The sequence below is a fragment of the Methanobrevibacter sp. AbM4 genome (assembly GCF_000404165.1).
In the GTDB taxonomy this organism is placed as follows: domain Archaea; phylum Methanobacteriota; class Methanobacteria; order Methanobacteriales; family Methanobacteriaceae; genus Methanarmilla; species Methanarmilla boviskoreani.
Genome location: NC_021355.1, coordinates 1,358,477 through 1,371,661 on the forward strand (window position 1 = coordinate 1,358,477; position 13,185 = coordinate 1,371,661).

Here is a 13,185-nt window from a genome sequence, read left to right on the forward strand (position 1 = left end):
AAAATGTAATTTGATAATAAAAAAATTATATTAGATTTAAAAAGACATCTAAAGAGATAGTTAAATAATTAAATAAATTATAATTAAACTTAATTAAGTTAATTAATTAAAAACTTTAAAAATTAAAGTTAAAATCTAATTAATACTAAAAAACCAATTTTAAATTACTATAAATTTATTGTTAATTAATTTAATCATATTTAAATAATTAGGAGCTATACTATGAAAAATGAATTCACTGTAATATGGCCAGTATATATAGATTCTAATAGAACAATTTCCGAAGGTCGTAAAATAGCTAAAGATGAGTCTGTAGATGATCCTTCACTTAAAGAAATCAGAAAAGCTTGTTATAAACTACACCTACAGCCAGCAATTGAAAAATATAAAAGTTATCCCGGTTCATGGTATGAACATTCCGGAAGGGTAACTGTAAAAACAAATATGAAAAAAAATGAACTTTTAAGGGCTGTAGCAAGTAAAATAAATAATGAAATACGAAAATATTAGATTAAGGTTAAAAAATGAGTATAGAATTGGAAGAAACAATTGAAGAGTTACCTACCCAAATGAAACAATTATACAAGGAAGCTAAAGAGATTATTCTTAATAATGAAGATATTAAAATTTACAGCCATAATGATTGTGATGGAATATCTTCAGGAGCAATTCTTTCAATAATTATGGATAGACTAGGTAAAGATTATGAGATAGAGTTTGTTTCTCTTGATAAACTAGAAGATTTACCATTAACCCATAAACTTACCATTTTCTCAGATCTAGGTTCCGGACAGCCTGTTGAAAAATATGCAACGGAAGACTCTGAAATCATAATATTGGACCATCACCCTCCACTCAGGGATTTAGACTACAGAGATACAAAAGACTTTAAATTCCTTGAGATAAATCCGATGCATTTTGGAATTAATGGTTCTTATTATATCTGTGGTGGGGGATTATGTTATTATCTTGCCAAAGAATTCGGATATGATGATTTAAGTTGGATTGGAGTTCTATCCGCTGTAGGAGATATGCAAAATACCCATACCGGTAAAATGGAAGGCCTTAATAAGCTCATATTAAATGATGCGATAAAGGGAGGATATGTAAAAAAGATAGGTGACTTATCTATTTATGGTCGGGAAACAAGACCATTATTTGTAGCGTTGTCCTATTTCTCAGATGTAACATTGCCAATTACAAACAGTAAGACAGAATGTATTGCATTGTTAAATGAATTAAATATACCTAAAACAACAGATGATCATTACACAACCTTAAGTGATCTTACAAAACCGGAAAAAAGCAGATTGTTCTCCGCACTTGTTAAAATGTTATCCCGGGAAGTTCCTGGAAAATATGTTGAATATATTCCGAAACTTGTAGCTGCAGATAGTTATGAATTCCTACAGGAAGAGGACCATACATTTCTACGTGATGCGTCAGAATTTTCAACTGCAATGAATGCATGTGCAAGAAATAAGGAAGAAATGGTTGCACTTAAAATATTGAAAGGCAATAGGTCAGATGCATTAGATGAACTTGAATATATCTCAAGAAACCATAGAAGATACTTGGCCTTAAAGATTCAGGAAGTTCAAGAGTCACATGCTATTGTTGAGATGAATAACATTCAATACTTTGACGGTAGTGGAATTAGAAGTGAGGTAGTTGGAACTATAACCGGAATGGTATTGTCTTACGGAAATTGGAGAAAACCGATTATAGGATTTACACAGGTAAGTGAAGACAACGATGATTTAAAAATCTCACTTAGATGTTCAAGGCTACTGGCATATGATGGAGTTCATTTTGGAAACATTATCCGTGAGGTTGCACAGGATTTAGGCGGTAACGGTGGAGGACATGCTGTGGCATGTGGTGCATACATTCCAAAAGAATGCAAAGAGGAATTTTTAAAAACCTTTGATGAAAAACTAGAAGGTAAATTATAACTACAATTTACCTTAAAATCCCTTCAAATATTCATTTAAACTTATTTTACTAAAAAAAATAATTTATAAGTCCCTATTAAAACTTGTTTTACCAAAAAAATAAATTAACCTAAAACTCATTTTAAATATAAAAAAAAATTATTAAAACTTATTTTATCCAAAAATAATGTCAATTTTATTAAAATTTACACAAAAATAAGTTTTTATATGATTAAATAAGATTTATTCACAATAAAATTAACCATAATATCTAAACTTCATACAAGAATTGTTAAACTGTCCACAATTATAAAAAAACCAGACATGTCAAATATTATTGATTGATTGGCAAAAGAAGTTTAGAAAAAATTTAAATAAGGATTACTTTAAAAGTTATATCAAGTAATGTTTAATAATTATTAAATAATGAGGGATAATTATGGAAGTATTCAAAAAAAGAGGTTCCATGACAAAATTTCAAATATTGAGTGAAATTTCAAAGCAAGAACCTCATCTTAAGCAAAAAGACTTAGCTGACCGTTTAGGAATAACAGTACAAGCAGTTTCTGAAAATATCAAATCATTAATCGATGAAGGTTATATTACTTCTAAAGAAGGACGTTCACCATATAAGATTACCCAGGAAGGTATTAAAAAAGTTAAAAGAGATGCGATTACATTACGTAAATACTCAGATAGTGTTTTAGAAATTATGGATCACTATCAATCAGTATGGCCTGCAATTGCAAAAGAAGATATTGAAAAAGGAGATAAAGTAGGAATATTTATGGAAAAGGGTCTACTTTATGCAAGCCATAAGGAGCAATCAGCTAATGCAATAGCGATTTCCCCTGCTAAAACTGGTGAAGATGTAGCTTTAGGTGAACTTACCGGATTGATTGATTTAAAGATTGGTAAGGTTCTAATTATCACCATACCTACTATCAAAGAAGGAGGATCTGCGGTAACCGATTTGGATTTAATAGAAAGTATCTATAAAAACGGATTTAAAGAATGGGGAGAAAACAATCAAATAGATAAGGTAGCTGTGATTGGTACCGTCGCACATGCCATAACAAATAAACTAAATTTACCTATCGATATTGAATTTGCAGTAGCTGCATCAACTGCCTCAGCCGCTAGAAAGGGACTTAATGTCATGGCTTTATCTGTAGGAAACATGACTAAAAGCTTCATTAAAGAAGTTGAAAAAGAGGATGTTAATTACAATGTAATTAATGGAAAACTCTAATCAATATTTTTTATAAAGAATAAAACCTATTATTAATAGATAGAAAGCCCCAATCAATGTTTAATATAAATAAAAACCGATCAATAAAACAAAATGTCATTAGAATAGAAAATACTTAAATTTATAATTTTTTAATTATCTTTCTCTTTTTTTAAAATCCTTAACAAGGCAGCTGCAATTTCAACGGAATTATAATCATCCAAGATCAAATTCTCAATCAACTTTATATCACTATCCAAGTTATCATTATCAATAACCTTTTTAACATCAGACAATATTACATTGGACCGTCTGTTCTCCACATCCTCAAATGTAGGGGCTTTTCTCTGTTTTATCTTAGTATGGGTGTATTCCTGAATACTTCTCAAATATTTGACATCCCTTCCAGATACAAAGGTAAAAGCATAACCTACCTTTCCAGCCCTTCCTGTTCTACCAATCCTATGAACATAGAATTCATCACTATTAGGCACATCATAATTAAAGACAACATCCACATTCTCTACATCAATACCTCTTGCAGCCACATCGGTTGCAATGAGAATATCTATTTTACCTTTACGAAACTTATTCATCACTCTGTTTCTTTTGTCCTGTTTCATTTTTCCATGAATAGCTCCAACAGAATATCCCCTACTTTTAAGTTTTTTCTGTAAGAAATCCACCTGTTTTATTGTATTGCAGAAAACTAATGCCAAATTAATATCATACATATCCAGAAGATTACATAGAACAGATATTTTCTTGTTTCTTGGAGTCTCAAAATAATATTGCTCAATTTTGGGAACGGTCAGTTTGGTTTCCTTAACCTTTAAAAATTTAGGATTGTTCTGATATTTCTGCTCAATTCTTTTTATTTCATTTGGCATTGTTGCTGAGAAAAGTAAAGTTTGTCTTTGTTTAGGTGTCTGAGCGATTATGTCTTCGATATCCTCAATGAACCCCATATCCAACATTTCATCAGCTTCATCCAAGACAAGGGTTTCAATAGCTGATATATCCAATGTTCCTTTTCTCAAATGATCAAGTACACGTCCACATGTACCAATTACAATATGGACTCCTTTTTTCAATACCCTGGTCTGTCTTCCAATAGGCTGACCACCATAAACAGGTAAAATCCTGATTTTATCCATAAATTCTGATAACTTGGCAAATTCCCCTGCAACCTGGATAGCCAATTCACGTGTGGGGGTTAAAACAAGAACCTGTGGTGACTTATCAGGAATCCAAATCTTGTTTAAAGCAGGAATTGCATAGGCCACCGTTTTTCCACTACCTGTTTGTGCTTGACCAATAACGTCCTTACCCTTTAATGCAGGGGGAATAGCTAATTTTTGGATGGGAGTCGGTTCTTCAAAACCCATTTCCTCCACGGCTTTTTTAATCTCATCTGATATTTTAAAATCGTTAAAACTAATATTTCCCATTTATATACAACTCTCAATTAAAAAAAATAGATTAAAAATCATGATTGATTATATTCACATACATCATTAAATCTACAACTCTTACATTTATTCGGGTTTTTTGTTGGAACAAAAGGTTTAGTACCATCAAACAAACCCTGCATTCTATCGATTAGATATATAATCTCCTTTTCAACATCCTCGTCAAATTCCTCAGTGTAGAAAACATTGTCAGTACCCCTTTGTCTTAAAGCACCTATGATCTTACGGGTATTGTTTTCATCCTCCCTTTCAACAAGGGATTTAAATGCCAAGCAATATGCCCTGACCTGGTTTATCTGTGATGGATAAGCCCTAGTTCCAGGTTTATCATCTATAATAATAAACTCATTTGGGGTCATTTGAACCTCATCTATAAAACCGCGTATACCATATTCCGGCTCTATAATAAACATTTCACGGGTTTTAGTTTCAATCGTTTTTGATGTTTCCATTGTTTCTTTAAAACTTGCAGGTTTTGCTGTTTTTTTAAATTCCTGTTCTAATTGATTATGAACTTTAGTGCCAGTTCTCATGGCCATAGTTGGAGGTGCTACAACCCCCTTAAAATATTGTAGGTACAATTCATATTCACAGTAACCTTGAATGTTTAACCAGCTAATTGGGAAATTATTAACACCGTTAATTACCTGAACTCCTTTAATATTTGGATGGTTTTCATAATCATAGTTAGAATAATTATCAATATCTTTATTTTCCATAGTTATTCCCCAAAAATCAAATTGATAAAATCAAATTAAATTAAACTAATTATTATTTTATTTATATATTAGGTTATAAAAATATTAAGCCCACTTCTATTATAAAAATCATAATACCCCATTATAAAAAAATTAATTTTCAAATTAGGATTTCAAGAAAAAATATCCAGTTTCTATAAAAAAATTCAATAAAAATAAATATTTCCTATATAAAACAATAAAGTATGGAAAAAATTGTTTATTATATAATAATTGCTCTAGTTATAATGACCGGTGTAATGTGTGGAGTGGCATACAGTCAAATGAACAGTAATCATAATATAGAGGATAATGGTAGTAAAATGAACAGTAATAATGGTCCCATTATTGTTGAGGATAATCCCAATAACAACAGTAGTCTAGATTCAAACCAGACACCAATAAACAATAATAGTGCAAATTTAACCGGAAACCAGAACCAGACAAATAACAGCCTAGACGATATTAAAAAAAGTCTAAGTAAAAACAGCGAAAATCAGGAAAATAAGAATATTGCAAGCACTAAGAAACAATCAGCAGACAACAATCAAAACCAGGAAAAAAATACCGACATCCACAGTAATCAAAAAGCAAACAACAATACCCAAAATCAGGAAAATATAAACACATCCATTAATAACGAAAGCAATTTAACCGAGAATGACTCATCAAATTATGAAGTTACAGGATATTGTACCAAGGTAATTGATGGAAGCACTATTGAAATTGAGACAGATGACGGCATTAGGGAAAGGGTTAGGTTTGTTGGACTAAAAACACCTGAAGAAGGAGAGGAAGGATATGATGAATCTAAAAACCTTATTACAGAGAGATGTTTGAATAAAACTGTTTATCTTGATGTAGACAATGCAAAAAATAAAGATACTGATAATTATACCCTTGCAATAGTATATGATGAAAACGGTGAAAATCTAAATCAAATACTTCTTAAAAATGGATTTGCAGAGGTAATGTATATACCTCCATCCGAATTCGAGAAGGGTTTAGGCATAGTTTAAACCACAGAATATAATAAAACATTCCAATCTAAAATCGACATCTTCAAATATTCAACTAAATTTGATAATAAACAATCACAATATTAAGAAAAAATAAATAATTGAATAGAAATAATAGTGAATATGAAAAAAACTACCGACATTATACTAATTATATTAGTAATTGGGGCGATTATAATATGTATCAGTAGTTACAATACTACTTTAAAAGAGGAGTCTGAAATAGATCACAACACATATTATGTAAGTAATAATGTTAGTGAGGTTAACAACTCCAGTCAAAGTACAGTTGATGCAAAAACCATTATAAGCAAGATAAATTATGAAGGATATGGATTAACTGGAAATTTACCTATTAACCTTATCAATAACATTTCCTATACATTAAACTAATTTTTTGATAATTGCCTAATGTTAACTACTTTTTTATAAATAAAATTCAAGATTTTTACACAAATCCAACTCTTTTTATCGTTTTAAAAATTAAAAAAAACCAGATATTCTTATTCTAAATTAATTTCCATATTAAAAATTAAAATATCCGTGTTTTTTCATAGTTACATCATGACCATGCCATGATAAAATATATAATTAAAAATTTGATTTGTTTAAATTAAAAGTTTATTAAAAAATTTAATTATAAATTAAAAACCATTAAAAATTTTAAAGCTAAAATTCAATTTAAAGAATTTAAAATAATTAAGTTTTTTAAAAATTATAAAAGATAAAATAAAATTGAAAATTAATTAGAATTTATAGTTAATTAGAAAAAATAGAATTGAAAAATATTAAAATTTGATAAAAGATAAAATAGGAAAATAATCAGATTTTATTGTTAATTAGAAAAAATAGAATTGAAAAATATTAAAATAAAAGAATTAAAAGAAAAATCAAGAGTTGAATTTTGATTTATCCTCTTCTACAACCTTTGTATGAGATAGTTGACCTAAAAGACGTTCATCTTTAGTTCCATATAGAAGACCAATTAGATAGTCAAATACAATTGGGAACCACCATAATTTTGAAACAGATCTAATAATGGCCTGCCTGTAGGTAATTGGACCGCCCTTCTCATCCTCAACCTCAATAAACATCAACATTTTTCCAACGGTTGTGCCCCTTAACTTTTCAAAGAAAGTAAAATAGATAATTATTAAAATTGGAGCTACAACTATAAAATAATGGAAAATCTGATATCTCATTACAGGATTAACAAACAGATACAAAAGATATGAAATAGGCCACATAAATGCAGAGACTACTAAAAAGTCCAAGATATATGCAACTGTTCTTTTAACCATCATTGACACCATAATAGACCTCCAAAATTAATTAAATTTTAATGCTTTAACATACCCTAGGTACTGGATCTGCAATAGGTGTTTCAAGAATTCTTTGTCCACCAACACCTGTTTCTATAATAACCTTTTCACCTTCTACAACCTCACCAACGATTGCAGCATCTTTACCATATTTATCGGTTTTAATAGCTTCAAGAACCTCATCTGCTTTATCTGCTTTTACACCCATTACAACTTTTCCCTCATTTGCAACTTCAAATGGGTCGATTCCCAACATTTCAGATACAGCATGAACTTCCCTTTTAATTGGAATAGCATCATTTTGTAGTATTACACCTACACCGGATTTATCCGCCATTTCATTAATGGCATTTGCAAAACCACCACGGGTAGGATCTTTCATTGCAGTGACTCCACCAACTTTAAGGGCCTTTTCAACAATACCCCACATAGGTGCACAGTCAGATTTTAAATCAGTTTCAAATCCGAATCCTTCCCTAAAGGACATGAGACTCATACCATGATCACCAATACTACCAGTTACAATGATCTTATCGCCAGGTTCTAAGGTAGAATCCTTAATAATTTCCCCTTTCTTTGCAATACCCACACCAGTGGTTACAATTACAATTCCATCTAATTTACTAGATTCCATAACCTTAGTATCTCCAGCAACTACTGCAACATCTGCTTCCTTACAAGTTGAATCCATAGATTTCATTATTCTATCCATGTCATCAATATCAAATCCCTCTGCAACAATCATAGCGTTTGTAATACATAAAGGTTTTGCACCCATCATTGATACATCATTAATAGTACCGGCAGCAGCAATTCTACCAATGTCCCCACCTGGGAAGAATAATGGATTTACGGTATGGCCATCAGTAGTAACAACTATCTCATAGTCACCTACAGGTATGGTAGCACCATCGTCTAATGCATCTAAACCTACACCACCATTAACTGATGTTTTAGATATATTTTCTAAGATAGTATCCTTAATAAGTTTTTCCATAACTGCTCCACCAGCACCATGGTTCATTCCAATCTTCATTATAATCTCCTTCTTTTTTTATAGATAGGTTATAAACTATTTAAATTTAAATATAAACCTTAATAACAATTATTTTAAAGATTTAAACTTTAAAAAATAATCATAAAAGTGTAATTTCTTTAAGAAATATTAATTTTTAATTTAAATATTTTTTCATAATATACATATATATTTTAAATTTACAATTTAAATAATTATTGAAATAGAATTATATATAAATAGTTTTTAAAGTTTCTTAAAAAAATGAAATTTATTATACATTTTAAGGATATTCTCCTTATAAAATGACAATTAATAAAAAACATACTATTTTAATGAATTGTATATTCCAATACATAAATTAGTAAAAATAGCTTTAAAAAGATATAAACAATAACTAACTATAAAAAAAGGGTTTAAAAAAACTAAGAAGAAACAAATAAAAGATTAACACAAAAAAGAGTTTAAAAAACCAGAAAAATAAGAAAACAATAAAAACCTAAAAGATAGAACTTAAAAAAAACAGAAAAATAAGAAAATTAATTAAAACACTGAAAACTTAAAAAATAAAAAGAAAGAAGTATTTAGAAAATACTTCAAAAAATCCATTTATCTTTTTACAAGTAAATTAGTTCTTACAGTACTTGCTTTCTTAAATATACCGCTACCTTTATATGAGGTATAAATAGTATATTTTTTAGGATTAAGGTTTATTCTAATTTTAGCAACACCATTGCTATCAGTTACTTTAGTATAGGTTTTACCGCATATTTTAATATAAACCTTTTGACCGACTAATAAAGAGCCATATTGATCTTTAAGAGTTACTACAAAATCAGTTCCTTTTTTAACAGTACTGGATTTAACATATATCTTAGTATTTACACTACTCGTTCTTACAACTAGATTAAATTTCTTGGTTACAGAATTGTAATTAGAATTACCTGCATAGATTATAGATGTTACATATTTGCCTTGTCTAAGGTTAATATTGATTGACGCCATACCCTTACTATTGGTTGTTCTAGTATAGGATTTACCTGCAATGGTAATTTTAACTTTTTGATTTTTAAGTAGGTTTCCATTTTTATCTGTAAGTTTAAAGCTGTAGGCACTTCCTTTTTTAACTGTATTAGATACAGTAGGAGTTATAACAGTAGCAGTTTTAGATTTTGATTTTACAACTAAAGATACATCCTTACTTATCATACTTGAAACTGAGTCTCCGGTAAATGAAACAGTTATAGGATAAGTCTTTGGATTAAGATTTATTGTTATTGAAGCAGTACCATTTTCATTTGTAGTACGTGAATAAGTTTTACCAGAAATAACAAATAAAATCTCTTTACCCTCTAAAGCAAAACCGTCGGAATCTTTAAGAGATACAATCAATTTATCTCCTTGTTTAATTGTGGTTCCAGATACTATGTCCATATTATAGGTCAAGTATCCATTATCAAAGACATTGTCATTTTTATAGTTAACTGCATTGTTTCCATGTCTGGATAAAGCTGTAAGATTATTGGATACTACATAGTTGTTAACACTAGACATATTTACGGCATATGTTCCATTAGTTGCAATTGTATTGTTTTCAATGAAGTTATTTTCGGAATTTTCAATGAAGTAGATACCAGCAATTCCTAAAGGAATAGAATCACCATGATCCCCAGTACTATTAACAGGACTGTTTGGAATACCATAAGCATTGATTACATTACCTGAAATAACATTATTATTACCTGAGTAAGCAGCTATCCCATAGGTATAATCCCCATTACCTTCAATGGTATTAGTTGCTATAGTATTGCCATTTGAAAAGTATAACTCTACTAAATAATTACGTTTACCATTACCATCAATGGTATTTGATTCCAAAGTAGAATTATTTGATGATTCAAGGGTTACTCCATAAGTATACATACCTGAATTAAGATTTATCCTGTTCTGACCAACATAGGTATTGTTTGATTTATACCCAATAATAATTCCAGTTGTAAAGTATGGACCATTTATATTAATAGTATTTAATGTAAAGTTATTTCCACTAGCACCGGTTGTACCGGAACCAGTTTTAGCAGCTAAAACACCAGTACCATACATATATGGATCTTTACCTTCCAAATAAATTTCATTATTAGAAACCGTATTATTAAAACAATCAAAGTATAGGTCAATACCAACTATTGAATTAGTACCATTAGATTCCTGATTAAGTTTTGAAGTGACATTTACAAGGTTATTTGCAATGGTGTTATTTGATGAGTGTAATAATAAAATACCGTATGTCCTATAGATCTCATTAAATAAGTGTGCTCCGTCAATACATAATCCTGACTCATATCCATGAACTTCACCAGTACCATAAACCATGATATAGTTTGTATTATCCTCAGGACCTTTAATTGCAGTATTATATACTTCATATCCAACTATACCATAGGTTAAAAGAGTACCGCTAGCTTCAATAAGATTACCCTCAAGTCTATCATTTTTAGTATCCTGAAGATATATACCATATGCGGTTTTGTTATCGGTAATGTTAAGGGTACAATTATATATGAATACATAATCTGCCTCTAGAACATGTACAGGCCATTGATTGATCTTGTTTAAATCATTATTTAAAATGTTTAAACCGATTAATGTAACATAATCACTTTTAACTCTAAAACTAGAATTACCGAAGGTAGCATTTTCACCTAACACTTTTACAGATGATGAAATCTCAAAGTATTTACCATTAAAGTTACCCTCAAAAATAAGAACATCACCATCTTCAATTGAAGTGTTCATTATTCCATTTTTATCAAAGTAACTGTCTACGTTATCAGGAGTGATGTGTATAACAGTACCATTATACTTATAGGTATTGTCATCATCCCCAGTTGAAGGTTCCATTCCAGGATAAACCACAGTCTTACCGTTGACAATATTGTCGTCGGTTACATTGGATAATCCTCCAGCTTCCTGTGCATTAATTGCAACATCTCCACTTGTATTAATGGTATTGTTTGATATAACAACATTTACAGGATATTTAACCCTTGACTGTTTTTTAACAAGTATGCCGATACTATCGGTGTTAACAGTATTGTTATTTATTAGGATATTTGAAATTGGTCCAACAACAAATATACCATTACTTCTTGCAGTGATCAGATTACCTACAACACTGGCATTGCTTCCTTCGACACTAACACCGACACTATTGTCCAAGGTACAATCAATTGTATTGTTAATTACATTTACATTATCACCAGATATATGAATACCATTGGCAACAGAGGAATTGATTATCTTATTCCCAATAGCTATGGAATTAGGAGTTAATTCAATTGCACAATCACCGCCAGTTATAGAACCAGTACTATAATCAACACCATTTAGATTTATTAAAGTATTGTTTATAATCTGATTTCCAGCACCGGTTTGGGTAACTATACCCCTGTAAGCTCCTATTACAGTATTATTTTCTGCAATATTATAAGAACCCATTAGATTTATACCATAGGACCAGCTAGTAACAGAGGCATATGTATAATTTACAACATTGTTTGTAATATTGTTGTAATCAGATACACCACCATTATATTTGGATAAATAAATACCATTACTATCTTCCACTTCCACATAGTTTTTATCAATTATATTATAGAAAGAATTTGATAAAACAATAGCTGGACGAGTCCATTTATGATCAGAAGAAGCTGACTTGGTAGTTACCCTATTTGATATAACTTTAGAGTTATTGGTATTGTTTAAAAAAATACCATATGCCCCATTTCCGTCACCATAAAAATTGATATTGTTTATAACCACATCACTAACATTAGATACAAAGACTCCAATTCCATGTGAAAGGTAATTTTCAAATTGTAGATTACTTATTGTACTTCCGTCACCACCTTTAGTGATTTTAACAGTACAATTATTTAATTTTGCATTGGAGCTTGAAGTAACAGTAACAGGAATATCGAATATGAAATTTTTATTATTGAAAGTTCCTGTTAAATCAACAGTATCTCCAGAGGATATTCCGGATTTAACAAAACCACTATCATTAAAGTAAGTATCATAATTACTTGAACTTACTTGTATAGTATTTGAAGTTTTAATCGGAGTATTATTTGATGGGGATACTGTAGAATTCCTATAATTTTCAGTAGAACTTAAAACTTGGGAATCCGCTCCAACATTATTAGATGAATTAATATCAACAGTATTTGAATTGTCCAATAATTGAGAACCGTTATCCGAAGTGTAAGCATTATTCAAATCACTTGCACTTACAGCACCAATTGATAAGATTCCGATAATTAAAACCAGAAATATCATAAGCTTGTAACTTCTCAAATTTTCACCTCGTGAATTTTTTAATAAAATATAAACATTATTTGAATATTTTTAAAATAATCTTTATACGAAAATAATATGTATTTAATTATAATTAAG

10 protein-coding genes are annotated in these 13,185 nt (G+C 29.8%); 5 read left to right on the forward strand and 5 right to left on the reverse strand.

Going from position 1 to position 13,185, the window contains the following annotated elements; translation table 11 throughout:
* Positions 1–222 precede the first annotated feature (222 nt).
* From ABM4_RS05640 to ABM4_RS05650, 3 genes are all read left to right on the forward strand, one after another.
* Positions 223–510, forward strand: a complete 288-nt coding sequence (locus tag ABM4_RS05640; RefSeq protein ID WP_016358718.1) for a signal recognition particle subunit SRP19/SEC65 family protein — start codon at positions 223–225, stop codon at positions 508–510.
* Positions 511–548: 38 nt separating this feature from the next.
* Positions 549–1,955, forward strand: a complete 1,407-nt coding sequence (gene recJ, locus ABM4_RS05645; RefSeq protein WP_048201042.1) for a single-stranded-DNA-specific exonuclease RecJ — start codon at positions 549–551, stop codon at positions 1,953–1,955.
* A 418-nt stretch (positions 1,956–2,373) separates the two neighbouring features.
* Positions 2,374–3,186 (forward strand): winged helix-turn-helix transcriptional regulator, encoded by an 813-nt coding sequence (locus ABM4_RS05650; protein WP_016358720.1) that lies wholly within the window; start codon positions 2,374–2,376, stop codon positions 3,184–3,186.
* A 131-nt stretch (positions 3,187–3,317) separates the two neighbouring features.
* Here ABM4_RS05650 and ABM4_RS05655 read toward each other — a convergent pair whose 3' ends face one another.
* Complete coding sequence (locus tag ABM4_RS05655; protein WP_016358721.1) at positions 3,318–4,616, reverse strand: DEAD/DEAH box helicase; 1,299 nt, start codon at positions 4,614–4,616, stop codon at positions 3,318–3,320.
* A 38-nt stretch (positions 4,617–4,654) separates the two neighbouring features.
* Positions 4,655–5,356, reverse strand: a complete 702-nt coding sequence (cas4, locus tag ABM4_RS05660; protein ID WP_016358722.1) for a CRISPR-associated protein Cas4 — start codon at positions 5,354–5,356, stop codon at positions 4,655–4,657.
* Positions 5,357–5,580: 224 nt separating this feature from the next.
* Here cas4 and ABM4_RS08785 point away from each other — a divergent pair, with 224 nt between their 5' ends.
* Together ABM4_RS08785 and ABM4_RS05670 are read left to right on the forward strand one after the other, a co-directional pair.
* A complete protein-coding gene (locus tag ABM4_RS08785; RefSeq protein WP_016358723.1) occupies positions 5,581–6,393 on the forward strand; it encodes a thermonuclease family protein in 813 nt (270 codons plus the stop codon).
* A gap of 123 nt (positions 6,394–6,516) precedes the next feature.
* A complete protein-coding gene (locus tag ABM4_RS05670) occupies positions 6,517–6,786 on the forward strand; it encodes a hypothetical protein (protein ID WP_016358724.1) in 270 nt (89 codons plus the stop codon).
* Positions 6,787–7,283: 497 nt separating this feature from the next.
* Here the strand turns inward: ABM4_RS05670 and ABM4_RS05675 are convergent, their stop codons facing one another.
* The 3 genes from ABM4_RS05675 to ABM4_RS05685 all read right to left on the reverse strand — a co-directional run bounded on the left by ABM4_RS05675 (position 7,284) and on the right by ABM4_RS05685 (position 13,086).
* Positions 7,284–7,694 (reverse strand): RDD family protein, encoded by a 411-nt coding sequence (locus tag ABM4_RS05675; RefSeq protein ID WP_232216515.1) that lies wholly within the window; start codon positions 7,692–7,694, stop codon positions 7,284–7,286.
* Positions 7,695–7,740: 46 nt separating this feature from the next.
* Positions 7,741–8,751 carry a hydrogenase expression/formation protein HypE gene (gene hypE, locus ABM4_RS05680; RefSeq protein WP_016358726.1) on the reverse strand — a complete coding sequence of 337 codons (1,011 nt, stop codon included), beginning with the start codon at positions 8,749–8,751 and terminating at the stop codon, positions 7,741–7,743.
* A 588-nt stretch (positions 8,752–9,339) separates the two neighbouring features.
* A complete protein-coding gene (locus ABM4_RS05685; RefSeq protein ID WP_016358727.1) occupies positions 9,340–13,086 on the reverse strand; it encodes a right-handed parallel beta-helix repeat-containing protein in 3,747 nt (1,248 codons plus the stop codon).
* Between the last annotated feature and the right edge of the window lie 99 nt (positions 13,087–13,185).

Excerpts from the sequence above, each read along its gene's own strand:
- ABM4_RS05640 (WP_016358718.1), top strand. The coding sequence starts at position 223 with ATGAAAAATGAATTCACTGTAATATGGCCAGTATATATAGATTCTAAT.
- ABM4_RS05650 (WP_016358720.1), top strand. The coding sequence starts at position 2,374 with ATGGAAGTATTCAAAAAAAGAGGTTCCATGACAAAATTTCAAATATTG.
- ABM4_RS05655 (WP_016358721.1), bottom strand. The coding sequence starts at position 4,616 with ATGGGAAATATTAGTTTTAACGATTTTAAAATATCAGATGAGATTAAA.
- cas4 (WP_016358722.1), bottom strand. The coding sequence starts at position 5,356 with ATGGAAAATAAAGATATTGATAATTATTCTAACTATGATTATGAAAAC.
- ABM4_RS08785 (WP_016358723.1), top strand. The coding sequence starts at position 5,581 with ATGGAAAAAATTGTTTATTATATAATAATTGCTCTAGTTATAATGACC.
- ABM4_RS05670 (WP_016358724.1), top strand. The coding sequence starts at position 6,517 with ATGAAAAAAACTACCGACATTATACTAATTATATTAGTAATTGGGGCG.
- ABM4_RS05675 (WP_232216515.1), bottom strand. The coding sequence starts at position 7,694 with ATGGTTAAAAGAACAGTTGCATATATCTTGGACTTTTTAGTAGTCTCT.
- hypE (WP_016358726.1), bottom strand. The coding sequence starts at position 8,751 with ATGAAGATTGGAATGAACCATGGTGCTGGTGGAGCAGTTATGGAAAAA.